At 67.6% G+C, this 24,361-nt stretch carries 22 protein-coding genes, 1 tRNA gene and 2 pseudogenes; 11 read left to right on the top strand and 14 right to left on the bottom strand.

The genetic code is table 11. The annotated features are described in order from the left end of the window. The first annotated feature begins 3 nt into the window (after nucleotides 1-3). Nucleotides 4-336 (top strand): thioredoxin, encoded by a 333-nt coding sequence (gene trxA, locus GLX30_RS17935; RefSeq protein WP_037774197.1) that lies wholly within the window; start codon nucleotides 4-6, stop codon nucleotides 334-336. Between the two features lie 76 nt (nucleotides 337-412). On the opposite strand, the gene GLX30_RS17930 is transcribed toward trxA, so the two are convergent. From GLX30_RS17930 to rpmH, 9 genes and pseudogenes are all read right to left on the bottom strand, one after another. After that, on the bottom strand, nucleotides 413-1,030 hold the full coding sequence (locus GLX30_RS17930) for a GNAT family N-acetyltransferase (protein WP_159689839.1): 618 nt from the start codon (nucleotides 1,028-1,030) through the stop codon (nucleotides 413-415). A gap of 317 nt (nucleotides 1,031-1,347) precedes the next feature. After that, nucleotides 1,348-2,445: a ParB/RepB/Spo0J family partition protein gene (locus tag GLX30_RS17925; protein ID WP_159689836.1), complete on the bottom strand. Its 1,098-nt coding sequence runs from the start codon at nucleotides 2,443-2,445 to the stop codon at nucleotides 1,348-1,350. Beyond that, complete coding sequence (locus tag GLX30_RS17920) at nucleotides 2,442-3,515, bottom strand: ParA family protein (protein WP_159695101.1); 1,074 nt, start codon at nucleotides 3,513-3,515, stop codon at nucleotides 2,442-2,444. The genes GLX30_RS17925 and GLX30_RS17920 overlap by 4 nt, the downstream gene beginning before the upstream one ends. Before the next feature lie 233 nt (nucleotides 3,516-3,748). Then, nucleotides 3,749-4,465, bottom strand: a complete 717-nt coding sequence (gene rsmG, locus GLX30_RS17915; RefSeq protein ID WP_159689833.1) for a 16S rRNA (guanine(527)-N(7))-methyltransferase RsmG — start codon at nucleotides 4,463-4,465, stop codon at nucleotides 3,749-3,751. Between the two features lie 112 nt (nucleotides 4,466-4,577). Then, nucleotides 4,578-5,090: a R3H domain-containing nucleic acid-binding protein gene (locus tag GLX30_RS17910; RefSeq protein ID WP_005314970.1), complete on the bottom strand. Its 513-nt coding sequence runs from the start codon at nucleotides 5,088-5,090 to the stop codon at nucleotides 4,578-4,580. Between the two features lie 12 nt (nucleotides 5,091-5,102). Then, nucleotides 5,103-6,398, bottom strand: coding sequence for a membrane protein insertase YidC (gene yidC / locus GLX30_RS17905; protein WP_159689831.1), 1,296 nt, complete (start codon nucleotides 6,396-6,398; stop codon nucleotides 5,103-5,105). A gap of 3 nt (nucleotides 6,399-6,401) precedes the next feature. After that, nucleotides 6,402-6,764 carry a membrane protein insertion efficiency factor YidD gene (yidD, locus tag GLX30_RS17900; protein ID WP_159689828.1) on the bottom strand — a complete coding sequence of 121 codons (363 nt, stop codon included), beginning with the start codon at nucleotides 6,762-6,764 and terminating at the stop codon, nucleotides 6,402-6,404. Then, nucleotides 6,761-7,131 (bottom strand): annotated as a pseudogene (gene rnpA / locus GLX30_RS17895) (ribonuclease P protein component). The gene yidD and the pseudogene rnpA overlap by 4 nt, the downstream one beginning before the upstream one ends. Nucleotides 7,132-7,149: 18 nt before the next feature. Continuing rightward, nucleotides 7,150-7,287: a 50S ribosomal protein L34 gene (gene rpmH, locus GLX30_RS17890; protein WP_014047156.1), complete on the bottom strand. Its 138-nt coding sequence runs from the start codon at nucleotides 7,285-7,287 to the stop codon at nucleotides 7,150-7,152. A gap of 360 nt (nucleotides 7,288-7,647) precedes the next feature. Between rpmH and dnaA the strand changes: the two are divergent. From dnaA to GLX30_RS17845, 9 genes and pseudogenes are all read left to right on the top strand, one after another. Next, a pseudogene (gene dnaA, locus GLX30_RS17885) lies at nucleotides 7,648-9,392 on the top strand (chromosomal replication initiator protein DnaA). A gap of 814 nt (nucleotides 9,393-10,206) precedes the next feature. Continuing rightward, entirely contained in the window at nucleotides 10,207-11,337 is a 1,131-nt protein-coding gene (dnaN, locus tag GLX30_RS17880) for a DNA polymerase III subunit beta (RefSeq protein ID WP_005314958.1), read from the top strand. Nucleotides 11,338-11,438: 101 nt separating this feature from the next. Then, a complete protein-coding gene (gene gnd / locus GLX30_RS17875; RefSeq protein WP_159689825.1) occupies nucleotides 11,439-12,317 on the top strand; it encodes a phosphogluconate dehydrogenase (NAD(+)-dependent, decarboxylating) in 879 nt (292 codons plus the stop codon). Between the two features lie 57 nt (nucleotides 12,318-12,374). Beyond that, nucleotides 12,375-13,502 carry a DNA replication/repair protein RecF gene (recF, locus tag GLX30_RS17870; RefSeq protein WP_159689822.1) on the top strand — a complete coding sequence of 376 codons (1,128 nt, stop codon included), beginning with the start codon at nucleotides 12,375-12,377 and terminating at the stop codon, nucleotides 13,500-13,502. Continuing rightward, on the top strand, nucleotides 13,499-14,059 hold the full coding sequence (locus GLX30_RS17865) for a DciA family protein (protein ID WP_159689820.1): 561 nt from the start codon (nucleotides 13,499-13,501) through the stop codon (nucleotides 14,057-14,059). Before recF ends, GLX30_RS17865 begins: the two co-directional genes overlap by 4 nt. A gap of 311 nt (nucleotides 14,060-14,370) precedes the next feature. Further along, nucleotides 14,371-16,440, top strand: coding sequence for a DNA topoisomerase (ATP-hydrolyzing) subunit B (gene gyrB, locus GLX30_RS17860; RefSeq protein ID WP_159695100.1), 2,070 nt, complete (start codon nucleotides 14,371-14,373; stop codon nucleotides 16,438-16,440). 41 nt (nucleotides 16,441-16,481) lie between these two features. After that, nucleotides 16,482-19,106 carry a DNA gyrase subunit A gene (gene gyrA, locus GLX30_RS17855; protein ID WP_159689817.1) on the top strand — a complete coding sequence of 875 codons (2,625 nt, stop codon included), beginning with the start codon at nucleotides 16,482-16,484 and terminating at the stop codon, nucleotides 19,104-19,106. A gap of 87 nt (nucleotides 19,107-19,193) precedes the next feature. Further along, nucleotides 19,194-19,763 carry a DUF3566 domain-containing protein gene (locus GLX30_RS17850; RefSeq protein ID WP_159689814.1) on the top strand — a complete coding sequence of 190 codons (570 nt, stop codon included), beginning with the start codon at nucleotides 19,194-19,196 and terminating at the stop codon, nucleotides 19,761-19,763. An 82-nt stretch (nucleotides 19,764-19,845) separates the two neighbouring features. After that, nucleotides 19,846-19,922, top strand: a tRNA-Ile gene (locus tag GLX30_RS17845). A 55-nt stretch (nucleotides 19,923-19,977) separates the two neighbouring features. Here GLX30_RS17845 and GLX30_RS17840 read toward each other — a convergent pair. Genes GLX30_RS17840 through GLX30_RS17820 form a run of 5 tightly spaced genes read right to left on the bottom strand, consistent with a single transcriptional unit; the run spans nucleotide 19,978 to nucleotide 23,689 of the window. Beyond that, nucleotides 19,978-21,135 (bottom strand): site-specific integrase, encoded by a 1,158-nt coding sequence (locus tag GLX30_RS17840; protein WP_159689812.1) that lies wholly within the window; start codon nucleotides 21,133-21,135, stop codon nucleotides 19,978-19,980. Further along, nucleotides 21,135-21,314 (bottom strand): helix-turn-helix domain-containing protein, encoded by a 180-nt coding sequence (locus tag GLX30_RS17835; protein WP_159689809.1) that lies wholly within the window; start codon nucleotides 21,312-21,314, stop codon nucleotides 21,135-21,137. The genes GLX30_RS17840 and GLX30_RS17835 overlap by 1 nt, the downstream gene beginning before the upstream one ends. Continuing rightward, on the bottom strand, nucleotides 21,307-22,725 hold the full coding sequence (repSA, locus tag GLX30_RS17830; protein ID WP_159689807.1) for a replication initiator protein RepSA: 1,419 nt from the start codon (nucleotides 22,723-22,725) through the stop codon (nucleotides 21,307-21,309). The genes GLX30_RS17835 and repSA overlap by 8 nt, the downstream gene beginning before the upstream one ends. Continuing rightward, complete coding sequence (locus GLX30_RS17825; RefSeq protein ID WP_159689804.1) at nucleotides 22,722-23,447, bottom strand: helix-turn-helix transcriptional regulator; 726 nt, start codon at nucleotides 23,445-23,447, stop codon at nucleotides 22,722-22,724. The genes repSA and GLX30_RS17825 overlap by 4 nt, the downstream gene beginning before the upstream one ends. Further along, nucleotides 23,444-23,689, bottom strand: coding sequence for a hypothetical protein (locus GLX30_RS17820; protein ID WP_159689799.1), 246 nt, complete (start codon nucleotides 23,687-23,689; stop codon nucleotides 23,444-23,446). Before GLX30_RS17820 ends, GLX30_RS17825 begins: the two co-directional genes overlap by 4 nt. Nucleotides 23,690-23,871: 182 nt before the next feature. Between GLX30_RS17820 and GLX30_RS17815 the strand changes: the two genes are divergently transcribed. Then, nucleotides 23,872-24,222 carry a winged helix-turn-helix domain-containing protein gene (locus GLX30_RS17815; protein ID WP_159689794.1) on the top strand — a complete coding sequence of 117 codons (351 nt, stop codon included), beginning with the start codon at nucleotides 23,872-23,874 and terminating at the stop codon, nucleotides 24,220-24,222. The last annotated feature ends 139 nt before the right edge of the window (nucleotides 24,223-24,361 follow it).

The raw sequence follows: 24,361 nt of genomic DNA, 5'->3' as shown, positions 1-24,361 counted from the left end.
GCCGTGGCCGGCGCCCTGAAGAACGTGACTGATGACTCCTTCGAGGAGGAGGTCCTCAAGAGCGACAAGCCCGTGCTCGTGGACTTCTGGGCCGCCTGGTGCGGTCCGTGCCGCCAGATCGCGCCGTCCCTCGAAGCCATCGCGGCCGAGCATGGCGACAAGATCCAGGTCGTGAAGCTCAACATCGACGAGAACCCGGCCACCGCAGCCAAGTACGGCGTCATGTCGATCCCGACGCTGAACGTCTACCAGAACGGCGAGGTCGCCAAGACCATCGTCGGTGCCAAGCCGAAGGCCGCGATCGTCCGCGACCTCGAGAGCTTCATCGGAGAGTAGAAGCACCTCCGCTGTTTCACGTGAAACATGAGAATGGGCCCATCCCCTAGGGGTGGGCCCATTCTCATGTTCGCAGTCAGAGAGGCCGCAGCGCCGGCTCCTTCTGTACGGCACCCAGCAAGCGATCCAAAGCCAGCTCGACATCTTCCTTCCAGGAGAGAGTCGTGCGCAGCTCCAACCGCAGGCGCGGATATGTGGGGTGCGGTCGAACCGTCTTGAAGCCGACCGCGAGGAGGTGATCGGCCGGCAGGACGCAGGCCGGCTCATTCCACCGTGCGTTGCCGAATGCCTCGATCGCACGGAACCCCCGGCGCAGCAGGTCCTTGGCGACCGTCTGAACAATGACCCGTCCAAGGCCCTGCCCTTGATAGCCGGGCATGACCCACGCGGTCATCAACTGGACCGCGTCGGCCGCCACGGGACTCGTCGGGAAGGCTGTGGAGCGCGGTACGTACGCAGGCGGGGCATAGACAACGAAGCCCACCGGAACCTCGTCCACGTAGACCACGCGACCACAGGAACCCCACTCGAGGAGTACGGCCGAGATCCAGGCCTCCTTCTCGAGCTCAGGAGTTCCGGCCTTTACTGCGGCTTCACCGCTGACCGGATCAAGTTCCCAGAAGACGCACGCACGACAACGCTTGGGAAGGTCCGAAAGGTTGTCCAGCGTGAGCGGTACGAGCCGACGCCCCATGGAGGCTGTTCCTCACTTCCCTCGTGTGCCGCGCTGCAAGCATCTGCCAGCCTGCTCCGCTCGAGCAGGAAGCTGCTGACAAAGCCGCTCACCGCCCCGAGCCCAAGGCCTGCCGTCACCAGTTGGCCGCAGCTCACCGATCGCATGGCCTTGCCTCTTTCCGAAGTGGTTCAAGGAGGATGCGTCATACCAGAACGCATCGTATCCACCCGACCCCGGCACGGATACCGCACCAAGCCGAAGGGGCGGGTGGTGTTCCGTCTCCGGAACACCACCCGCCCCTTCAGACAGCTTCGGCATCGCCGAGCAGAAGACACTCAGGCTTCGTCGTCCTCGGCAGAGACCTCGCTGAGTCCCTTCTCCAGCACGCGTCCTTCACCAGGGGCAAGCGTGCCCAGGATTCGCTCGAGGTCGTCCATCGAGGCGAACTCGACAACGATCTTCCCCTTCTTCTGACCGAGATCGACCTTCACTCGCGTCTCGAAGCGGTCGGAGAGCCTTGACGCAAGATCCGTGAGTGCCGGGGACAGACGCGTGCCGGCCCGCGGGCCCTTCGGCTTGGGCGCGGTCTTGGGGTTCGAGTTCAGCAGCGTCACGATCTCTTCGACTGCCCTGACCGACAGACCCTCGGCGACGATCCGGTGTGCCAGCCGGTCCTGCTCCTCCGAATCGTCCACGGAGAGGAGAGCTCGGGCGTGCCCGGCGGAAAGCACTCCTGCCGCGACCCGACGCTGGACCGGCGGAGAAAGCCGCAGCAGGCGAAGGGTGTTGGACACCTGCGGCCGAGAGCGACCGATCCGGTCCGCCAGCTGATCGTGTGTGCAGTTGAAGTCCTTCAACAGCTGGTCGTAGGCGGCGGCCTCTTCGAGCGGGTTCAACTGGGCCCGGTGCAGGTTCTCCAGGAGAGCATCCAGCAGCAGCTTCTCGTCATCGGTGTCCCGGACGATCGCCGGGATCCGCTCGAGGCCGGCCTCTCTGCAGGCCCGCCAGCGACGCTCACCCATGATGAGTTCATAGCGGTCCGGGCCCAACTGCCGCACGACAACCGGCTGGAGGAGGCCCACTTCCTTGATGGACGTGACCAGCTCCGCGAGGGCGTCCTCGTCGAAGACTTCGCGCGGCTGACGCGGGTTGGGCGTGATCGCGCCGAGCGGCACCTCGGCGAAGTGCGCCCCAGCCGGAGCGCTCGCCGACGTCTCTGCGGTCTCCCCTTCGGGGGCGGGAGCTGTCGCCTGGGGTGTCACCGCTGCGGGCAGCGTGGCGACCTTGGCCGCCGCCACTCCCCGTTCGGCTGTCAGCACAGGGGACGATCCCTGAGATGCCTCCGTGCCCGACGCCGTCGGCTGCTTCTCCTGCGGAGCGGCTGGAATCAGCGCACCGAGCCCACGCCCCAATCCTCTACGTCGCTCGCTCACTGGATCCCCTCCGACATGTTCTGCTGGCTGTTCTGGCCCACCTGGGCATGGTGCGGGTCGTACTGCACCCCGACCCCACGCAGCGCGATCTCGCGTGCGGCTTCGAGATACGACAGGGAACCGCTGGACCCTGGATCGTAGGTCAGCACCGTCTGCCCATAGCTCGGGGCCTCCGAGATGCGCACCGAGCGCGGGATACTCGTCCGCAGCACCTCTTCGCCGAAGTGGCTGCGCACCTCGTCCGCGACCTGCGAGGCAAGTCGTGTCCTGCCGTCGTACATCGTGAGCAGGATGGTCGAGACATGCAGCGCCGGATTGAGATGGCCGCGTACCAGGTCCACGTTCCGCAACAACTGCCCGAGCCCCTCCAGCGCGTAGTACTCGCACTGGATGGGGATCAGCACCTCCGCGCCGGCAACCAGCGCGTTGACCGTCAGCAGGCCCAGTGAGGGCGGACAGTCGATGAGGATGTAGTCCAGCGGCTGCTCATAGGCCTGAATCGCCCGCTGCAGTCTGCTCTCCCGCGCCACCAGCGACACCAGCTCGATCTCCGCACCGGCGAGATCGATGGTGGCGGGGGCGCAGAAGAGTCCTTCGACGTCCGGGACCGGCTGGACCACTTCGGCGAGAGGCCTGCTGTCCACCAGGACGTCATAGATCGAGGGAACTTCCGCATGATGATCGATCCCCAGAGCCGTGGAAGCGTTTCCCTGCGGATCCAGGTCGATCACCAGAACGCGCGCGCCGTGCAAGGCGAGCGAAGCAGCAAGATTGACCGTGGTGGTCGTCTTGCCTACCCCGCCCTTCTGGTTGGCAACGACCATGATGCGTGTCTGCTCAGGTCGGGGCAGACCCTCACCGGCACGCCCCAGCGCCTCCACGGCCAGCTGAGCAGCTCGGCCGATGGGGGTGTCATCCATGGGGGGCGGTGTTTCACGTGAAACATCGTCCCCCGCGGACTCGGTACGGGGACCGGGGACCGGATCGGTCATCGGTCCCGCGATGTTGGCGTCGGACCGCAAGGATTCACTCTCCTCGACATCAGGCTCGCAATGAGCAGAGCCTGCCATGCTTTCGGGGTCGCGAACCAGCGAGCCCCGTGGATCTGTGGAGGAATCCACCTCTGTGGACAACTCTGTAGCCCTCAAGAGGGGCCTGCGACCCTTGATCGGGGCGGCCGCACGGCCGCGGCTGATGATTCCCTGCAGCAGTGAGCGACGTTTCACGTGAAACACGATGCCCAAGCCGCATGACTACACCGGGACGACACTCCGAAATCAGTACGTATGGCAACGTGTATGGCTCAGCGACGACGGCGCGTGCGACTGGTGCGGGCAGCTTTCGCGCGCTTTGCGGCGAACCTCACACCACCAGGGCTCTCCCCGACCTCGACCCGCACGACCGTGGACAGCGGATCGACAAGGCCTTCACCGACATGAAGAACCGAGGTCCCCACGACACCCAGCTTGCTGAGCGCCGCACGAGCGCCCTGGATCTCCTCCTCGGCGGTGTCGCCCTTGAGAGCCAGCATCTCGCCATAGGGCCGCAGCAGTGGGACGCCCCAGCCGGCGAGCCGGTCCAGCGGGGCGACTGCCCGCGCCGTGACCACGTGCACCGGAGGAACCTTCCCGAGGACCTCCTCGGCCCGTCCGCGCACCACGGTCACGTGGTCCAGGCCGAGCAGCTCCACCACTTCCTGGAGGAAGTTCGTCCTGCGAAGCAACGGTTCCAGAAGGGTGATCTTCAGGTCCGGTCGCACCAGCGCCAGCGGGATCCCGGGAAGCCCCGCGCCGGAGCCGACGTCACACACCGTGACGCCCTCCGGCACCACTTCCGAGAGGACGGCGCAGTTCAGCAGATGCCGTTCCCACAGCCGCGGCACTTCGCGTGGCCCGATCAGACCGCGCTTGACCCCGGCGTCCGCGAGCAGCTCCGCGTACCGCACGGCTTCTGGAAAGTACTCTCCGAACACCTTCCGTGCCGCCTCGGGCGCCTGGGGAAGCTGTGCTGCCTCCGTCACGGGGACCGTCCTTCCGTACCGCACTGCCGCAATGTGGACTGTGGTGGCTGACTAACAGGCTGACAAAGATCGGCCCCGCCTGCGAACAGACGGGGCCGACGGAACAAAGCGGTCAGGCAGGGAGCACGACGACGAAGCGCTGAGGCTCCTCGCCCTCGGACTCACTGCGCAGCCCCGCCGCCGCGACGGCGTCATGGACGACCTTGCGCTCGAAGGGCGTCATCGGGTCGAGCTTCACCGGCTCACCGGTGCTCTTCACCTCGGCGGCGGCCTTCGCACCCAGCTCGGCCAGCTCGGTGCGCTTGTTCGCCCGGAAGCCGGCGATGTCGAGCATCAGCCGGCTACGGTCGCCCGTCTCCCGATGCACAGCCAGACGCGTCAGCTCCTGAAGCGCCTCAAGAACCTCACCGTCCTTGCCGACGAGCTTCTGCAGGTCCCGGCTGGCCGTGTCGCTGATGATCGAAACCGCAGCGCGGTCGGCCTCGACATCCATGTCGATGTCACCGTCGAGGTCTGCGATGTCGAGCAGGCCCTCGAGGTAATCGGCCGCGATCTCCCCTTCCTGCTCGAGGCGGGTCAGGGTGTCGCCACCCTCGGCGGCGGCGGAGATGGTGCCTTCCGTCACGGATGCTCCTTCTTACTTCTTGGACGACGGGTGCTTGGGCCGCTGCGAGCCCTTGCGCTGTCCGGACTTGGGCTGGCGTGCGCCGGTGGCCTTGCCACCGCCGGCGCCCTGTTTGGCGTCGCCCTGGGAGGAACCGGCCCTGGAGCGGCCCTCCGCCGGCTGGTCCTTTTCCAGAGAGGTCTTGGCAGAGGCGCCTGCGGCGTCGGAATCCTTGGCGGCACCGGGCTGGGCAGCCGTGGTCTGGCGCTTGGACTTGCTCTGGCGCTTGGGCTGCTGGCGCCTCTGCGCGGCTCCGCCCTCGGCCTCGGCCACCGCGGAGTCGCTCTTGGCCACCGTGCCGTCCGCCTGCGCGGCCAGGCTGGCCTTGGCGAGACCGGAGATGAACCGGCGCTCGTTCTCGTTGCGGTCCGTCCCCTTGGCCACGATCGCCTGGATGACACTGCGCTTGCGCCGCGAGCGGACCTCACCGTGTGCGGTGATGGTCTTGAGCAGCCGTTGCAGGTACTGGTCCTGGGCCTTGCTGCCCGGGGTGGGGTTCTGATTGATCACGTACATCTGCTGGCCCATGGTCCACACGTTGGTGGTCAGCCAGTAGACGAGGACACCGACGGGGAAGTTGATGCCCATGACGGCGAAGATCAGCGGGAAGATGTACATCAGCATCTTCTGCTGCTGCATGTACGGCGTCTTGACCGTGAGGTCGACGTTCTTCTGCATCAGCTGACGCTGGGTGTAGAACTGCGACGCCGACATCAGAATGATCATGATGGCGGTGACGATGCGAACGTCGGTCAGCGAGGCGTTGAGCGCCTCCACCTTGGCCGGGTCGTCCATGAACTTCGCGGCGATGGGAGCACCGAAGATGTGCGCCTCACGCGCGCTGTTCACGAGGTCCTTGTTGAGCACCCCGATCTCGTCACCCGAGGCGATCTTGCTGAGCACGTGGTACAGCGCGAAGAAGAACGGCGACTGGGCCAGGATGGGAAGGCACGAGGAGAGCGGGTTGGTGCCCGTCTCCTTGTACAGCTTCATCATCTCTTCGGACTGACGCTGTCGGTCGTTCTTGTAGCGCTCCTGGATAGCCTTCATCTTCGGCTGGAGCGCCTGCATGTTCCGGGTCGACTTGATCTGCTTCACGAAGAGCGGGATCAGACAGATCCGGATAAGGATCACCAGCGACACGATGGACAGTCCCCAGGCCCATCCCGTGTCAGGGCCGAAGATCGCCCCGTAGAGACTGTGGAACTGGACGATGATCCACGAGACAGGCGTGGTGATAAAACTGAACAGACTGGCAATCGTGTCCACTAATCAGGCTCCTTGAGCATTGGGCGAGGTCTCTGCGGCCGGGCCCTGGGATGCGGAGGTCGATCCCGGGACAGGCAGATCAGCGGCGGCGTCCCCGCCCTTGCTGTCGCCGCGCAAGGCATCACGCAGCATTTCGTGCCACCGCGGGCGCTTGCGCTGAGGCACGTGGTCCACCCCGCCCGGCGACCACGGATTGCACCGCAGGATGCGCCAGGCGGTCAGCACTGTGCCCTTGACCGCGCCGTGCCGGTCGATGGCCGTGTATCCGTAGTGGGAACACGACGGGTAGTACCTGCAGACGGGCCCCAGCAGCGGGCTGATCGTCCACTGATAGATCTTGATCAGAGCCAGCAGCGGGTACTTCATCGCGCGCCCCCTCCCAGCAGCCGCTGAAGAGCGGCGTCCAGGTCTCGGGCCAGCTGTGCATGTTCGGCGTCACCCGCGCCGGGCAGCGCCCGTACGACCACCAGGCTACCGGGGGCAGCTCGGAGAGCCGATCGCGTATGAGATGGCGCAGTCTCCGCTTGACCTTGTTGCGGACCACAGCACCGCCCACAGCCTTGCTCACGACGAAACCCGCACACGTCGGGGAGGCGCTCTCCCCAGGCGCGTGCGGGTCCGTTGTGCCGCTGCGAAGGTGGACGACGAGAAGTGGGCGGCCTGCCCTGCGTCCCCGCCGTACCGCAGTCGCGAAGTCCTCGCGCCGCCTCAGCCGATTCTCGGTAGGCAGCACGTCATGACCTGTACGCGATCAGGCGGACAGGTTGGCGCGACCCTTGCCACGGCGGTTCGCCAGGATGGCGCGGCCGGCACGGGTACGCATGCGCAGGCGGAAACCGTGGGTCTTCGCGCGACGACGGTTGTTCGGCTGGAAGGTGCGCTTGCTCACTCGGGGGCTCCAGAAATGATTCGTAGACGGCGGGACATCGCCTGGCTGTCACCGTGCGCCCACGAGAAGCTCGCGTTTACGCCCGTGTGCACCGCTTCACAATCACAGATCGTGATCTTTGCCCATCGGAGGCAGGCGGCAGCAGCCATCGACAACTCGACCTGGTCACGGTACGCGCGGCTGCGCCATCCGGTCAAACCGTCCCTATGGCGTGGTCCACTGTGCACAGGCTGTGGACAACAACTTGAACCACGCGGGTCGCCCTGACTACCGTGGCTGAACTTGGATTCTTTTCCTGCCTGTCTTCCCATCCCGTCCCGAGAACCACACATTCGTGGGACCTGTGAGAGAGCGTGCCTTGTGGCTGACGTACCTGCCGATCTTGCCGCAGTGTGGCCACGAGTGCTCGAGCAGCTCCTCGACGAGGGCCAGCAGGGCGTCGAGCCGAAGGACAAACAGTGGATCGAGCGCTGCCAGCCGCTCGCCCTGGTGGCCGACACCGCACTGCTCGCCGTCCCCAATGAATGGGGCAAGCGCGTCCTCGAAGGCCGGCTCGCTCCCCTCATCAGCGAGACGCTGAGCCGCGAATGCGGCCGTCCCATCCGGATCGCGATCACCGTCGACGATTCCGTCGGCGAGGGCCCGGTCCCCCAGGGGCCTCCTCCTCAGCAGCAGCCCCGGTACCAGGGACCGCAGCACGACGAGCCCCGGCCCGGAGATCCGTACGACGCGTACGGTCACCGCTCCTCCGACGACGGTCTGCCGACGGCCCGGCCCGCCTACCCCGAGTACCAGCAGCGCCACGAGCCGGGCTCCTGGCCGCGTACCCAGGAGGACCTGTCGTGGCAGCAGCCGCGGCTCGGCGGCTTCCAGGACCGCGACCCCTACGCCTCCGCGCCCCAGCGGCAGCCTCAGCACGACTACCGGTCGCCGCAGCCACCCGAGCGCCGGCAGTACGACTCACGTCCGGAGCGGCACTCGATGCAGGAGCCGCAGACTCCGCACCGCGGCCCCTCGGGAGCTCCGGGGCCGCTCGGCGCACAGCCGGCACCGGCACCGGGCCCTGGCGAGCCGCACGCCCGCCTCAACCCCAAGTACCTCTTCGACACCTTCGTCATCGGCGCCTCCAACCGGTTCGCACACGCCGCAGCCGTCGCTGTCGCCGAGGCGCCGGCCAAGGCGTACAACCCCCTCTTCATCTATGGGGAGTCGGGACTCGGCAAGACGCACCTCCTGCACGCGATCGGGCACTACGCGCGCAGCCTCTACCCGGGGACCCGCGTCCGGTACGTGAGTTCGGAGGAGTTCACGAACGAGTTCATCAACTCGATCCGGGACGGCAAGGGCGACACCTTCCGCAAGCGCTACCGGGACGTGGACATCCTCCTCGTCGACGACATCCAGTTCCTCGCGAGCAAGGAGTCGACGCAGGAGGAGTTCTTCCACACCTTCAACACTCTCCACAACGCCAACAAGCAGATCGTGCTGTCCTCCGACCGGCCGCCCAAGCAGCTGATGACGCTGGAGGACCGGCTGCGCAACCGGTTCGAGTGGGGTCTGACCACGGACGTGCAGCCGCCGGAGCTCGAGACGCGCATCGCGATCCTCCGGAAAAAGGCCGTCCAGGAGCAGCTCAACGCCCCGCCGGAGGTACTGGAGTTCATCGCCTCCCGCATCTCTCGAAACATCCGTGAGCTCGAGGGGCGCTGATCCGGGTGACGGCGTTCGCGTCCCTCAACCGGCAACCGGTGGACCTGGGGCTCACCGAGATCGTGTTGAAGGACCTGATCCCCGGCGGCGAGGACGCGGCTCCCGAGATCACCGCGAGCGCCATCATGGCGGCCACCGCGGACTACTTCGGGCTCACGGTCGAGGACCTCTGCGGCTCCTCTCGCAGCCGGGTGCTCGTGACGGCGAGGCAGATCGCCATGTACCTGTGCAGGGAGCTCACGGATCTGTCGCTGCCGAAGATCGGCGCGCAGTTCGGGGGCCGGGACCATACGACGGTGATGCACGCGGACCGGAAGATCCGTGCCCTCATGGCGGAGCGGCGGTCCATCTACAACCAGGTCACCGAGCTCACCAATCGCATCAAGAACGGCTGACAGGCCGGCCACGACGGCTCCTGAGGGCGCTCCGGGACGGTTCCCGGAGCGCCCTCAGCCGTCCCGCCCGCACCGCTCTGTTCGAATTCGAGCCGGCGTCGAGCCGTTCTCCACAGTTGTGCGGGGATTCCTCCGTCCACAGCCTGGGGACCGGGAAGTTGTCCACGACCGGTCCACAGGCTCACCAAACACCGGACCGTCGCTGCAGGTCAGCCCCTTGGGGATTTGTGGCAAACCAGGTTCCACAGACTGTGGACACAAAAAGCTTCCACAGGCTGTGATCATCGTTGTCCACCGCCGCCCCACAGGCAACGGTCCGTTGCCCACAGCTTCTCCACACCCCTGTCCACTGTTCGGCAACGAAACACACCCGCTCACCGCGTCGAGTGAAAGCCGTCACACCAACGAGGTCGGTTGGGCTGTGGGGAACCGGGGTAAAGCTGGGGACGGGACTGGGGAGAAGTCCCCGGGGCCTGTGCATCGGGTGTGCAGAACTTTCGGGTGTCCACAGAAGCACCGGGTTGTCCACGGCCCCCACCCACAGGCGCGGTGGACAAAAAAGCGGGCTTGACCTGCGTAAACGACGTTATCCACCGTTTCCACAGCCCCTACTACTACTCCCACCTAGAGTTACCGGGGAATTCGCTTCGAAGAAGGCCCTGTGCACAACTCGAGCCCGGACCGCCGGGCAGCTCTTGCCATGACTTGACCCCGACCCGCACCGACTGTCGGCGTCGTGCGTCAGACTGGTCCCCGGCATCAAGCCGACGAGAAGGCCAGCAGGGCGAGCCAGCAACAGCAGGAGGCGGTTCCGGTGAAGATCCGGGTGGAGCGCGATGTACTCGCGGAGGCGGTGGCGTGGGTGGCCCGTAGCCTCCCGGCCCGGCCGCCGGCGCCCGTTCTTGCGGGCCTTCTCCTGAAGGCGGAGGACGGCGCCGTCAGCTTCTCGAGCTTCGACTACGAGGTCTCGGCCCGTGTGTCGGTGGAGGCCGAGGTGGACGAGGACGGCACCGTGCTGGTCTCCGGCCGCCTTCTCGCCGACATCTGCCGCGCCCTCCCCAACCGTCCGGTGGAGATTTCCACAGACGGTGTACGAGCCACCGTGGTCTGCGGCTCTTCCCGATTCACACTCCACACCCTGCCTGTGGAGGAGTACCCGGCCCTGCCGCAGATGCCGACCGCGACCGGCACCGTGCCCGGTGAGGTCTTCGCCTCGGCCGCCGCCCAGGTCGCCATCGCCGCCGGCCGCGACGACACGCTCCCCGTCCTCACCGGTGTGCGCATCGAGATCGAGGGCGACACCGTCACGCTGGCGTCCACCGACCGCTACCGCTTCGCCGTCCGCGAGTTCCTGTGGAAGCCGGAGAACCCCGACGCCTCCGCGGTCGCCCTGGTGCCCGCCAAGACGCTTCTGGACACCGCCAAGGCGCTCACCAGCGGTGACACCGTCACCCTGGCGCTGTCGGGCTCCGGCGCCGGCGAGGGCCTGATCGGCTTCGAAGGAGCGGGACGCCGGACCACGACGCGACTGCTCGAGGGCGACCTGCCGAAGTACCGGACGCTCTTCCCGACCGAGTTCAACTCGGTGGCCGTCATCGAGACCGCGCCGTTCGTCGAGGCCGTCAAGCGCGTGGCCCTTGTCGCCGAGCGCAATACCCCGGTGCGACTCAGCTTCGAGCAGGGTGTGCTGATCCTGGAGGCAGGCTCCAGCGACGACGCACAGGCTGTGGAGCGGGTCGACGCGCAGCTCGAGGGCGACGACATCTCGATCGCCTTCAACCCGACCTTCCTGCTGGACGGCCTGAGCGCGATCGACTCGCCCGTCGCCCAGCTCTCGTTCACCACCTCCACCAAGCCGGCGCTGCTGAGCGGCCGGCCGGCCGTGGACGCCGAGGCGGACGAGGCCTACAAGTACCTGATCATGCCCGTGCGGCTGAGCGGCTGATCAGCGGCTTTTGAGCGCTTGACCCCACAGGTGTGCACCCGTGTCCGGGCGTAGGCTCGGACACGGGTAGGTACTGCACACAACGATTGAGGAATCATCTGATGGAGCTCGGTCTCGTCGGTCTCGGCAAGATGGGCGGCAACATGCGTGAGCGCATTCGCCGCGCCGGCCACACCGTCATCGGGTACGACCGCAACCCTGACGTCGCTGATGTCCACAGCCTCGAGGAGCTTGTGGGCAAGCTCAAGGGCCCGCGCGTCGTCTGGGTCATGGTCCCGGCAGGCGCCGCCACGCAGTCCACGATCGACGAGTTGGCCGAACTGCTCTCCCCGGGCGACGTGGTCGTCGACGGCGGCAACTCCCGCTGGACCGACGACGAGAAGCACGCCGTCGAGCTGGGTCTGAAGGGCATCGGCTTCGTCGACTGCGGTGTCTCCGGTGGTGTGTGGGGCCTGGAGAACGGCTATGCGTTGATGTACGGCGGTGACGCCGAGAACGTCGCGAAGGTGCAGCCGATCTTCGACGCCCTCAAGCCCGAGGGCGAGTTCGGCTCGGTCCACGCGGGCCGGGTCGGCGCGGGCCACTTCGCGAAGATGGTCCACAACGGCATCGAGTACGCGATGATGCAGGCCTACGCCGAGGGCTGGGAGCTCCTGGAGAAGGTCGACTCCGTCACCGATGTGCGCGAAGTCTTCCGTTCCTGGCAGGAGGGCACGGTCATCCGCTCCTGGCTGCTCGACCTCGCGGTCAACGCGCTGGACGAGGACGAGCACCTCGAGCAACTGCGCGGTTATGCACAGGACTCCGGCGAAGGCCGGTGGACGGTGGAGGCCGCCATCGACAACGCGGTCCCGCTGCCCGCGATCACCGCCTCGCTGTTCGCCCGTTTCGCGTCCCGCCAGGACGACTCCCCGCAGATGAAGATGATCGCCGCGCTGCGCAACCAGTTCGGCGGACACGCGGTGGAGAGCAAGAAGTAGTCCACAGGCTGTGCACCAGTCGTGCACAGCCATGCCGGGGGAAGGTCGGCGCACACCATGCACGTCACGCATCTGTCGCTGGCCGACTTCCGCTCGTACGCCCGGGTCGAGGTCCCTCTCGATCCGGGCGTCACCGCTTTCGTGGGGGCGAACGGGCAGGGCAAGACGAATCTCGTCGAGGCTGTCGGCTATCTCGCCACGCTCGCCAGCCACCGAGTCTCCTCGGATGCGCCGCTGGTGCGGATGGGGGCCGAGCGGGCCGTGATCCGGGCCGCCGTGACCCAGGGGGAGCGGTCGCAGCTCGTCGAGCTCGAACTCAATCCCGGCCGGGCGAACCGTGCCCGGATCAACAGGTCTTCGCAGGTCAGGCCGCGGGACGTACTGGGGTTGGTACGGACGGTGCTCTTCGCCCCGGAGGACCTGTCGCTGGTCAAGGGCGATCCCGGCGAGCGCAGGCGTTTCCTCGACGAGCTGGTCACGGCGCGCTCGCCGCGCATGGCGGCCGTGCGCTCCGACTACGAACGTGTGCTGAAACAGCGCAACACCCTGCTGAAGTCGGCGGCCATGGCGCGGCGGCACGGCGGCCGTGGCATGGACCTGTCCACCCTCGACGTCTGGGACCAGCACCTCGCGCGCGCGGGCGCCGAGGTGACCGCCCAGCGGCTCGACCTGATCGCCGCCCTGCAGCCGCTCGCCGACAAGGCGTACGAGTCACTCGCACCAGGAGGCGGTCCCGTCGCGCTCGAGTACCGGTCCTCGGCGGGCCCCATGGACGAGGCGCACGGCCGCGAAGCGCTCTTCGAGCAGTTGACGGCGGCGCTCGCCGAGGTGCGCAAGCAGGAGATCGAGCGGGGCGTGACCCTGGTCGGTCCGCACCGTGACGAACTGGTCCTGAAACTGGGACAGATGCCCGCCAAGGGATACGCGAGCCATGGCGAGTCCTGGTCGTACGCGCTGGCGCTGCGGCTGGCCTCGTACGACCTGCTGCGGGCCGAGGGCAACGAGCCCGTGCTGGTCCTCGACGACGTCTTCGCGGAGTTGGACGCCCGGCGCCGGGAGCGGCTGGCCGAACTGGTGGCCCATGGCGAGCAGGTGCTGGTGACCGCGGCCGTGGACGACGACGTCCCGGCAGTGCTGGCGGGCGCCCGCTACGAGGTCTCGGGCGGGACGGTGCAGCGCGTATGAGCGGCGAGGGTGGCGAAAGGCCGGCGGAGACGGGGCCGGCGGCCGCCGGAGAGTCCTCCGGTGTGGACCTGGCACGTGTGGCGTTGCGCGCCGCGAAGGAGCAGGCCAAGGCCCGCGGCGCGGCGGCGCAGCAGAAGAAGCAGGCAAGGCGGGGCGGCGGGCTGCGTTCCGGAGCGCGGGCCGACGGGCGCGATCCGCTGCAGTTGGGCGCGGCGATCAACCGGCTGATCACCGAGCGGGGCTGGGAGACGCCGGCCGCCGTGGGCGGGGTGATGGGTCGCTGGCCCCAGATCGTGGGCGAGGACCTGGCCAACCACTGTGTCCCGCTGCGGTACGACGAGGCTCCGGACGAGCGCCTGCTGACCGTCCAGTGCGACTCGACGGCGTGGGCCACCCAGCTGCGGCTGCTGGCTCCGCGCCTGGTGGCGCGGCTCAACGAGGACCTCGGGCACGGGACCGTCCGCGCGATCAAGGTGCTCGGTCCTGGTGGGCCCGCGCGCCGGTACGGACCCTTGCGGGCACCGGGCAGCACGGGCCCCGGCGACACCTACGGCTGATGTCCGGCCGTCTCCGGGGAGGCCTTCGCGGCACGAGTAACCCGGTGACATGGATGAGGTGTCCCTCACCGTAGCGAGAGGTTGACAGCCCGAAGCGCTCAAAGCCCGTGTGAGCCTCTTGGAGCCCCTTCCCGGATATGGGGAGTCGGACGGCGATGGTTCAGGGCGCCACAGGCGGACTCAGCTACCGGCAAACCGCCATTAGTGTCTGCGTTACCGGTAGACTGGTGGACAGTCCCGCTTCTGTTGCGGGACACGTCGATTAGATGCCGAACGACGCAGCCGCTCCCCCGCACGCCGGTGGACGGCTCGTGCTGTGCCAGAAAGGGCGCTTCGTGGCCGATTCCGGCAACCCCAACGAGAACACTCCGTCCGCCCCTGCCGGTGGGAACGGCGAGGTCACAGCCTCGTACGACGCCAGCGCGATCACCGTCCTCGAGGGTCTGGACGCGGTCCGCAAGCGCCCCGGCATGTACATCGGCTCGACCGGTGAGCGTGGACTCCACCACCTCGTCCAAGAGGTCGTCGACAACTCCGTCGACGAGGCCATGGCCGGCCACGCGGACAGCATCGACGTCACGATCCTCGCCGACGGCGGCGTACGCGTCGTCGACAACGGCCGTGGCATCCCGGTGGGCATCCACCCCGTCGAGAAGAAGCCGGCCGTCGAGGTCGTGCTCACCGTGCTGCACGCGGGCGGCAAGTTCGGCGGCGGCGGCTATGCCGTCTCCGGCGGTCTGCACGGCGTCGGTGTCTCCGTGGTGAACGCGCTGTCCTACAAGCTCGCCGTCGAGATCAGGACGGACGGCTACCGCTGGACGCAGGAGTACAAGTCGGGCGTCCCCACCGCGCCGCTGGAGCGTCACGAGGCCACCACCGAGACCGGCACCTCGGTCACGTTCTGGGCCGACGGCGACGTCTTCGAGACCACGGAGTACTCCTTCGAGACGCTCTCGCGCCGCTTCCAGGAGATGGCCTTCCTGAACAAGGGCCTGACCCTGACGCTGACGGACGAGCGCGAGTCGGCCAAGGCCACCGCCGGCGCGGAGACGGGCCAGGAGCCGGAGGACCTCGAGGAGCCGGCCCGTACGGTCAAGTACCACTACGAGGGCGGCATCGTCGACTTCGTGAAGTACCTGAACTCCCGCAAGGGCGAGCTGATCCACCCCACTGTCATCGACGTCGAGTCCGAGGACAAGGAGCGGATGCTCTCGGTCGAGATCGCGATGCAGTGGAACTCGCAGTACACCGAGGGCGTGTACTCCTTCGCGAACACGATCCACACGCATGAGGGCGGCACCCACGAAGAGGGCTTCCGCTCCGCGCTCACGGGCCTGGTCAACCGTTACGCGCGCGAGAAGAAGCTGCTGCGCGAGAAGGACGACAACCTCTCCGGCGAGGACATCCGCGAGGGTCTCACCGCGATCATCTCGGTGAAGCTCGGCGAGCCGCAGTTCGAGGGCCAGACGAAGACCAAGCTGGGCAACACGGAGGCCAAGACCTTCGTGCAGAAGGTCGTCCACGAGACCCTGACCGACTGGTTCGACCGCAATCCGAACGAGGCCGCGGACATCATCCGCAAGGGCATCCAGGCGCAGACGGCCCGCGTCGCGGCCCGTAAGGCGCGGGACCTGACGCGCCGTAAGGGCCTGCTGGAATCGGCGTCGCTGCCGGGCAAGCTGAGTGACTGCCAGTCCAACGACCCGACGAAGTGCGAGATCTTCATCGTCGAGGGTGACTCGGCCGGCGGCTCGGCCAAGTCCGGCCGTAACCCCATGTACCAGGCCATCCTGCCCATCCGCGGCAAGATCCTGAACGTCGAGAAGGCGCGGATCGACAAGATCCTCCAGAACACCGAGGTGCAGGCGCTGATCTCGGCCTTCGGCACCGGTGTCCACGAGGACTTCGACATCGAGAAGCTCCGCTATCACAAGATCATTCTGATGGCGGACGCCGACGTCGACGGCCAGCACATCAACACCCTGCTGCTGACGTTCCTGTTCCGCTTCATGCGGCCGCTCGTCGAGGCGGGTCACGTCTTCCTCTCGCGCCCGCCGCTGTACAAGATCAAGTGGGGCCGGGACGACTTCGAGTACGCCTACTCCGACCGTGAGCGCGACGCCTTGGTCGACCTGGGCAAGCGGAGCGGTAAGCGGATCAGGGAAGACTCCATCCAGCGCTTCAAGGGTCTCGGCGAGATGAACGCCGAGGAACTGCGCATCACCACCATGGACCAGGACCACCGAGTGCTCGGCCAGGTCACGCTGGACGACGCGGCCCAGGCCGACGACCTGTTCTCGGTGCTCATGGGTGAGGACGTGGAGGCGCGGCGCTCGTTCATCCAGCGCAACGCCAAGGACGTTCGCTTCCTCGACATCTGAGTCGGTCTCAGCTGACCGTACGAAAGGACTGAAGACCAGCAATGGCCGACGAGAACACGACAGTGACGCCCGAAGAGGAGCCCATCGTTCCGGGCGTGGGCATGCGCGTGGAGCCCGTGGGGCTCGAGACCGAGATGCAGCGCTCGTATCTCGACTACGCGATGTCCGTCATCGTCTCGCGTGCGCTGCCGGACGTGCGGGACGGGCTCAAGCCCGTCCACCGCCGAGTGCTCTACGCGATGTACGACGGTGGCTACCGGCCCGAGAAGGGCTTCTACAAGTGCGCCCGCGTCGTCGGCGACGTCATGGGCACCTACCACCCGCACGGCGACTCCTCGATCTACGACGCCCTGGTCCGCCTGGCCCAGCCGTGGTCGATGCGGATGCCGCTGGTGGATTCCAACGGAAACTTCGGCTCTCCCGGCAACGACCCGGCCGCCGCCATGCGGTACACCGAGTGCAAGCTGATGCCGCAGTCCATGGAGATGCTCCGGGACATCGACGAGGAGACCGTCGACTTCCAGGACAACTACGACGGCCGGAACCAGGAGCCGACGGTTCTGCCGGCGCGCTTCCCGAACCTGCTGGTCAACGGCTCGGCCGGGATCGCGGTCGGTATGGCGACCAACATCCCGCCGCACAACCTGCGCGAGGTCGCGGCCGGCGCCCAGTGGGCGCTGGAGCACCCGGACGCCTCGCACGAGGAGCTGCTCGACGCGCTCATCGAGCGGATCAAGGGCCCGGACTTCCCCTCCGGTGCTCTCGTCGTGGGTCGCAAGGGCATCGAGGAGGCGTACCGCACGGGCCGCGGCTCGATCACCATGCGCGCGGTCGTCGAGGTCGAGGAGATCCAGAACCGCCAGTGCCTGGTGGTCACCGAGCTGCCCTACCAGGTCAACCCGGACAACCTCGCACAGAAGATCGCCGACCTGGTGAAGGACGGCAAGATCGGCGGCATCGCCGACGTCCGTGACGAGACGTCATCGCGCACCGGCCAGCGCCTGGTGATCGTGCTGAAGCGCGACGCCGTCGCCAAGGTCGTGCTGAACAACCTGTACAAGCACACCGACCTGCAGACGAACTTCGGCGCCAACATGCTGGCGCTCGTCGACGGCGTGCCGCGCACCCTGTCGCTGGACGCGTTCATCCGCCACTGGGTGACGCACCAGATCGAGGTCATCGTCCGGCGCACCAAGTTCCGGCTGCGCAAGGCGGAGGAGCGCGCGCACATCCTGCGCGGTCTGCTCAAGGCACTGGACGCGATCGACGAGGTCATCGCGCTGATCCGGCGCAGCGACACGGTCGATGTCGCGCGAGAGGGCCTGATGGGCCTGCTCGAGATCGACGAGATCCAGGCCAACGCCATCCTCGAGATGCAGCTGCGCCGACTGGCCGCCCTGGAGCGCCAGAAGATCGTGCAGGAGCACGACGAACTGCAGGCGAAGATCAACGAGTACAACGCCATCCTCGCCTCGCCGGAGAGGCAGCGCGGCATCGTCAGCAGCGAACTCGCCGCGCTCGTCGAGAAGTTCGGTGACGACCGGCGCTCCAAGCTGGTGCCCTTCGACGGTGACATGTCCATCGAGGACCTGATCGCCGAGGAGGACATCGTCGTCACGATCACGCGTGGCGGCTATGTGAAGCGCACCAAGACCGACGACTACCGCTCCCAGAAGCGCGGTGGCAAGGGCGTACGCGGGACGAAGCTGAAGGAAGACGACATCGTCGACCACTTCTTCGTCTCCACCACCCACCACTGGCTGCTGTTCTTCACCAACAAGGGCCGGGTGTACCGGGCCAAGGCGTACGAACTGCCGGATGCCGGCCGTGACGCGCGCGGCCAGCACGTCGCCAACCTGCTGGCCTTCCAGCCGGACGAGCAGATCGCCGAGATCCTCGCGATCCGCGACTACGACGCCGCGCCGTACCTGGTGCTCGCCACCAAGGCCGGTCTGGTGAAGAAGACGTCCCTGAAGGACTACGACTCGCCCCGTTCCGGCGGTGTCATCGCGATCAACCTCCGGGAGACGGAGAGCGGCGACGACGACGAACTGATCGGTGCGGAGCTGGTGTCGGCGGAGGACGATCTGCTGCTCATCAGTAAGAAGGCGCAGTCGATCCGGTTCACCGCGACCGACGAGGCGCTTCGTCCGATGGGCCGCGCGACCTCGGGCGTCAAGGGGATGAGTTTCCGAGAGGGCGACGAACTGCTCTCGATGAATGTCGTCCGGCCCGGTACGTTCGTGTTCACAGCCACCGATGGCGGGTACGCGAAGCGGACCGCTGTCGACGAGTACCGCGTCCAGGGCCGCGGCGGCCTCGGTATCAAGGCCGCCAAGATCGTGGAGGACCGTGGGTCTCTCGTGGGCGCGTTGGTGGTCGAGGAGACCGACGAGATCCTGGCCATCACGCTCGGTGGCGGTGTGATTCGTACGCGAGTGAACGAAATCAGGGAGACGGGCCGTGACACCATGGGCGTCCAACTGATCAACCTGGGCAAGCGCGATGCCGTGGTCGGCATCGCTCGCAACGCCGAGGCCGGTCGTGAGGCCGAAGAGGTCGAGGCGGCCGTCGAGGCCGAAGGGACCGAGGAGGCCGCCGTCGAGGCGACGGCCGAGGCGGCAGCCGAGGGCACACAGTCCTCGGCCGGGGAGCACGAGGAGTAAAGCGTGAGTGGAGCCACGGGCGCCGGACCGGCAGCATCCGGAGCGAACGGTGCCCGTGGCCCTGCCGCGGACTCCCAGGGGGCCACAGTGACGGACACCCGGGGGCAGCAGCCCCCGTACCAGATGTTTGGCGGCGAGCAGCCTGCCCCGCAGCAGGCCGGCCAGCCGTACCACCCGCCGCAGGCGTATCCGTCGCCCGGCGGGACCCAGGGCGGTCAGCAGCGCCCGGCCCAGGGCTCGGGCGCCGCGGTACGCAAGCCGCGCACGGGGGCCCGCACGACGCCGCGTACGCGCAAGGCACGGCTGCGGGTGGCGAAAGCCGACCCGTGGTCGGTGATGAAGGTCAGCTTCCTGCTCTCCATCGCGCTCGGCGTGTGCACGGTGGTCGCGGCCGCTGTGCTGTGGATGGTCATGGACGCGATGGGCGTCTTCTCGACCGTCGGCGGCACGATCAGTGAGGCGACCGGCTCGAACGAGAGCAACGGCTTCGACCTCCAGTCGTTCCTGTCGCTGCCGCGGGTGCTCATCTTCACCTCGGTGATCGCGGTGATCGATGTGGTGCTCGCCACAGCGCTGGCGACGCTGGGAGCCTTCATCTACAACCTCTCCGCCGGTTTTGTGGGCGGTGTCGAGCTCACGCTCGCCGAGGACGAGTAGCGCCGCGCAGGGGTCTCCGGATTCCGATTTTGGCGCTGCACCGCGTGTGCGCTAATCTTCAGAGGTCAGCGCGCAGCGCGGAGGGGCTATAGCTCAGTTGGTTAGAGCGCATCCCTGATAAGGATGAGGCCACAGGTTCAAATCCTGTTAGCCCCACCAGTGCAAAGGCCCCCAGCCGATTCCGGTTGGGGGCCTTTGACATCTCCGGCTGACATCAGCCGATGAGCGGATCTTCCAGAAGGTCGGCGAGCATGGCCGCAGCTTCCCGGCGATCGTCGTCCACAACGTGTGTGTAGACGTCCATGGTCATGCTGATCTGGCTGTGCCGCAGGATCGCCTGAGCCACCTTGGGGTGCACCTTGAGGAAGGCGAGCAGCGTCCCGCAGGTGTGCCGGGCCAAGCGGACCGTGATCCGGCGCAGACCTGCCCGCTTTATCAGCGCGTCGAAGGTCCGGGAGAAGCCACGAGGCTCGATCATCCCGCCGTGGCGCTCCGAGAAGATCAGATCCTCGTTCGGAGCCTGCTGCCAGGCATCACCGGCGAACTTCCGCTCCAGCGCTTGCAGGTGTCGCCGTTCCTCCAACGCATCCGCACAGAACTTGGGCAGCGGCAGCACGGCCTGAGACGACTCGGTCTTGAGGTCCTTGAGCACAAGGCCGCTGTCATCGCGCTGGACCTGTTTGACCGGGGTGAACTGCTGGCGGTCAAAGTCGATGTCCTGCCAGCGCAGGCCGAGGACTTCACTCCGCCGAAGGCCGAGCACCAGGACGAGGACGCAGGCCGCGTAGAGCCGGTGAGCCCGCACGGCACGCAGGAACTCGATCGCCTCGCGTGCCGACCACGGCTTGCCCTCCCCCTTGGTCACTTTCGGCATGTCCACCAGCTCGGCGACGTTGCGCGTCAGCAGCTCTTCCAGCCGGGCCCGGTTGAGCGCGTTGCGCAGCACCCGCAGCACCTCGAAGCGCGTGGCGGCCGGCACCCGCTCGCGATGCTCCAGCGTCGTCATGAACGTCCGAACGTGAGCAGGGGTGAGCCGGACCATGGGCTTCTTCCCAAGGTGCGGCACGAGGTACAGCCGAACCTTGGACTCGTACTTCGCGTAGGTGTTGTACTCGCGACTGGGCTTCACGATGTGCTCGAGCCAGTAGGCCAGCCACTCCCCGACCGTCCAGCTACGGGACGGGACCGGGACGCCGTTGCGCTCCTGGTCCTGGAGCTTGCCCAGCTTCTCGGCCGCTTCGTCGTACGTCGAGCCGTAGACGAACTTCCGCACCCGGTGCCCGTCCGTGTTGGTCACGTAGGCAGCGCCCTGATAGCGGCCGTCCTTGCGCTTGGTGATCGTTCCCCCACCGTTGGGGCGTCGCTTGGCCATCAGGCAGCCTCCTCCAGACGAGACGCGAGGAACGCACGCAGGGCGTCCGCAGGGATTCGGCGGCTGCGGCCGATGGTGAGCGAGGGGAGGCGGTGCGTGCGGATCAGGTCGTAGACCGCAGTGCGGCCGATCTTGAGGCGCGCCATCACTTCCGGGACAGTCAGCAGTTCGTCAGTCATCCCAGCCGTCCCCCTCCAGTTCGGCGCGGAGCTCCCGTGCGAGTTGTCGGTCTTGCTTGATGTCGTTGGCGATGGATTGGGCGAGCCAGGATTCGCCGGGGGTGTGGCCGTGCCCGGCGTAGGTCCAGTGGGCGAGCACGAGTGTGGAGCCCTCCGTGTCGTCGAGGTCTTCGGGGAGCCCGCGGGCTTGGCGTTCCTGGCGGGCGCGGTAGTCAGCCCTCACCTGGCGGAGCGCGCCGAGGGTCGTGGAGTAGCGGCGGGACTTGGTGGAGAAGTGGCCGCGGAAGCCGAGCATGTGCGACCAGCGCGCCAGCAGCCGATCCGGATAGTCGCCGTCCAGGGCCCAACAAGCTTCGATGAGCCGCCGGGTGTGGTCGGGCAGCTCGAGGCGGTCCAGCTCTCCGAGTTCGACAATCCGGCGGTCCACGGTGCCGGTGGTCTCGGCTGCTTTGGTGGCGTACTTGGCCACGTAGGCGGCGACGGCCTGTTCGGTCAGGTCCTCGTGTCCGAGCGCGCCGATGGGCTGGACGTCGACCTGTGTTCCCCAGCGCAGTTCCCGTTCCGGAGAAGTGCCGGCGGGCGGGAGCACGACCAGGACCCGAGCGGCAGCGGCTCGGATCGCGTCGTCCACGAGCGGGACGGTGGCCCAGGCCGGGGGCGGCGAGTCGGGCCCGTCCGGACCATCTAGCCGGACCACGGCGTGGAAGTGCACGGCGCCGCGCTTTTGGAACTCGGCGACCTTGCCGAACGAGACCCGGCAGACATCCGACAGCGCGCGTTGCGACAGCCCGGCGCGGGCGGCGATCTCCCGGCGCAGGTAGATCGTGAACCGCTGCCACAGCTGGCCCGCGTGGTTGTTCCACAGCACGGCCGTGGCGTAGTCGTAGCGGTCCGGGTTCAGCGCGGTGCCCAGGGCGGGGTCGTCGTCCTGGTGGAGTTTGCCGCAGCGGCAGCGCCCGGAGGCCGGGCGGTTGTGGACCGGGCCGAAGGACGGGGCGGTGAGGGTGGCGAACACGCGCGGGTGATCGCGCACGGTGGCGGGCACGTCCTTGCGCTCGTCGCCGGTGATCCCGGCACGGATCAGGTGATAGGTGTCCCCCGCGTACGTCCAGGCGCACGAGGGGCAGCGCGACGCACGCCGGTTGCCGCAGGCCACCCGGAGCCGTCCACCGGGTTCGGCGGCGGTCGAGTAGGAGTACAGGGTCTCGGCCGTTGTGCGGTCTTTGGTGATCGTCCAGCCCTGGAGGTGGATCGGGTCCGAGCAGCCGCCCGTGCGCCGGATCTGCTCGCGCCAGCGGTCGAAGCCGGGGGTGTTGGCGACGCGCAGCAGGTCGGCCACGGTGATCGGGTCCTGGCCCACGGCCGCCGCCACGTCAGCAACGGCGGCCGAGGGAACGGGGAAGTGGGTCATGCGGCGACCGCCCGCAGCCGAGGAGCGTGGAGGAGAGTGGCGGTGGCGAAGAGGTGATCGAGCGCGGTCAGATACCCGGAGGTGAGCGGGGCCGGGCCGAGGCGGCGCAGGTGCAGGACCGGCGAGAGGACCGGGACCAGGCCGTCAACGGGAGTGGTCACGAGGAGGTCGTCATCTGCCCGCACCACATCCGCGTGCAGCCCCGAGTGCTCAGCCAGCCGGACACCGGGCACGGTCAGGAGCGAGGGGAAGACGTCGGCCAGGGTCACGGGGGAAGTGCCGACGGGGCCGACGATCCGGATCCGGACACCCGACGCGGCCTTGTCGGCGACCAGCGCGGCCAGGTCCGACACGGCATGCACCAGGAACAGGGGGTGCGCGACCGCCAGGTCGATCGAGCCGACCGCGTTCGCGAGGGTGGAGCGCCACAGGTCGAGCGGGACGACGCTACGGGTCGGGTAGCAGGTGATCAGCTCGTCCCGAGCCGTCGGCACCGACCGGTGACGGTCCCCGAGAGCGGGCCACAGGAGGTAGGCGTCCGTGTGGAGGAGCTTGGCGGCGGCGTGCGCGTTCCTCGCATGCGGGGTGCGGCCGAGGGTGATCCAGCGCTCCACCGACTTCGGGTCGACGCCGAGCCTGGTGGCCAGGCCCTCGATCGTGACGTTCGCGGCCACCATCGCCCCGCGCAGCCGCTCGTTCGCGGTGATCGTCGCAGTGCTCATGCCGCCACCGCCCCGGACGCAGAGACGAGCGGCGTGCCGGTCTCCCAATCGAAGGACACGGCCACCGGGCAGTCCCCGCCGGAACGGTGGACCAGGACGCCGACACCATCGCGCTTCACCCAGTCAGCACCACCAGAGGCGGAGCACGCCTGGCACGGCGAGGGGACGATCTGAGCGTCCTCGGTGCGGGACAGCGGAGCGGTTAACGGCGCGGGGTGCGTGACGTAGAGCGTCGCGGGCATGATGGAGGCTCCCTTCGAGGGACGAAGGAGGGCGGCGAAACTGCTTGGCGGTAGGTGCGTCGCCCTCCGGGTTTTGCGGCCGGTGACAGCCGCATGACCTAGCTTGCTATAGAGCAGAGTAGAGCGCAAGGGATGGCGTGACATAGGCTGTGCTATGTCGCGCTAGTCGGTACGCTCGCCGCATGACGGTTGAAGCCCACGACCCCAGGCCGAAGAAGGTCCAGATCGCCGACGCCTTGCGCGAGGAGATCGCAGCGCTCCCAGCGGGACACCGCCTCGCTTCACTGCGGGAGTTGGCGGAGCGCTTCAAGGTCACCACGGTGACGGTGGGCAACGCGCTCAAGGTGCTTGCCGATGAAGGCGTGATCGTCTCGGTTCCGACACGGGGGTACTTCGTGCAGTCCCCAACCGGCAAGGATGAGGCCGGGCCTGTTAACCGAGACGAGATCAACGCTATCCACTCCGAGATCCAGCAACTTGCCGCCCGAGTGGCCGAGTTGGAGAAGCGGGCCCAGTCCCCGAGCGGTGCCTGACAGTGATCCACCATGCGTTCCGGGCGACCGGCTAACTAGGGACAGGCGTGGTGTCACTGGGGGACAGCCTTGGTGCCAACCTCCTGTCACCCCCCGTGTCACCGGCTCCCCGAGTGCCAGACTCGAAGGCAAGCACCCC

The sequence above is a fragment of the Streptomyces sp. Tu 2975 genome (assembly GCF_009832925.1).
Classification (GTDB): Bacteria; Actinomycetota; Actinomycetes; order Streptomycetales; family Streptomycetaceae; genus Streptomyces.
The sequence above is the reverse complement of the archived record's forward strand: the minus strand, read 5'-3'. Positions and strand labels throughout refer to the sequence as shown.

Bases quoted from the DNA above. Each gene is read 5' to 3' on its own strand.
- GLX30_RS17930 (WP_159689839.1), bottom strand. From the start codon at position 1,030: ATGGGGCGTCGGCTCGTACCGCTCACGCTGGACAACCTTTCGGACCTT.
- yidD (WP_159689828.1), bottom strand. From the start codon at position 6,764: ATGAAGTACCCGCTGCTGGCTCTGATCAAGATCTATCAGTGGACGATC.
- GLX30_RS17840 (WP_159689812.1), bottom strand. From the start codon at position 21,135: ATGGCCAAGCGACGCCCCAACGGTGGGGGAACGATCACCAAGCGCAAG.
- gnd (WP_159689825.1), top strand. From the start codon at position 11,439: ATGGAGCTCGGTCTCGTCGGTCTCGGCAAGATGGGCGGCAACATGCGT.
- GLX30_RS17815 (WP_159689794.1), top strand. From the start codon at position 23,872: ATGACGGTTGAAGCCCACGACCCCAGGCCGAAGAAGGTCCAGATCGCC.
- GLX30_RS17825 (WP_159689804.1), bottom strand. From the start codon at position 23,447: ATGAGCACTGCGACGATCACCGCGAACGAGCGGCTGCGCGGGGCGATG.
- gyrA (WP_159689817.1), top strand. From the start codon at position 16,482: ATGGCCGACGAGAACACGACAGTGACGCCCGAAGAGGAGCCCATCGTT.
- GLX30_RS17820 (WP_159689799.1), bottom strand. From the start codon at position 23,689: ATGCCCGCGACGCTCTACGTCACGCACCCCGCGCCGTTAACCGCTCCG.
- repSA (WP_159689807.1), bottom strand. From the start codon at position 22,725: ATGACCCACTTCCCCGTTCCCTCGGCCGCCGTTGCTGACGTGGCGGCG.
- GLX30_RS17920 (WP_159695101.1), bottom strand. From the start codon at position 3,515: ATGGCAGGCTCTGCTCATTGCGAGCCTGATGTCGAGGAGAGTGAATCC.
- recF (WP_159689822.1), top strand. From the start codon at position 12,375: ATGCACGTCACGCATCTGTCGCTGGCCGACTTCCGCTCGTACGCCCGG.
- GLX30_RS17865 (WP_159689820.1), top strand. From the start codon at position 13,499: ATGAGCGGCGAGGGTGGCGAAAGGCCGGCGGAGACGGGGCCGGCGGCC.
- GLX30_RS17835 (WP_159689809.1), bottom strand. From the start codon at position 21,314: ATGACTGACGAACTGCTGACTGTCCCGGAAGTGATGGCGCGCCTCAAG.